This window comes from Rahnella sp. CJA17(1/100), from assembly GCF_963881615.1.
Classification (GTDB): domain Bacteria; phylum Pseudomonadota; class Gammaproteobacteria; order Enterobacterales; family Enterobacteriaceae; genus Rahnella; species Rahnella aceris.
Genome location: NZ_CAWOJA010000080.1, coordinates 1 through 319, shown reverse-complemented (window position 1 = coordinate 319; position 319 = coordinate 1). Strand labels below are relative to the sequence as shown.

1 pseudogene is annotated in these 319 nt (G+C 55.8%); it reads left to right on the top strand.

Annotated elements, in window-relative coordinates:
* Positions 1–319: pseudogene (locus tag AACU55_RS23400) on the top strand (IS4 family transposase); the annotation flags it as partial.

Sequence of the window (319 nt, the reverse complement as noted above, 5' to 3'; positions counted from 1 at the left end):
ACCGCACCCAGCTCCGTTATTGCCCGCAGAAAAACGTTAGGTGAAGATGCCATCCGGGTTCTGTTTGATATCACTCAGCAACACTGGCATGCAGAGGCAAAGCATCCTCTCTGGCACGGACTGACACACAATGCCGTCGATGGCGTAGTCTGGCATACGCAGGACACGCCTGAAAATGCAGAGGCCTTCGGTAAGGCTTCGAACCAGCACGGTGAACGTGGATATCCTCAGGTCCGCATGGTCTGCCTGATGGAACTGAGCAGTCACCTGTTGCGGGCCAGTGTGATGGACAGTTACGACGTGAACGAGATGCGCCTGG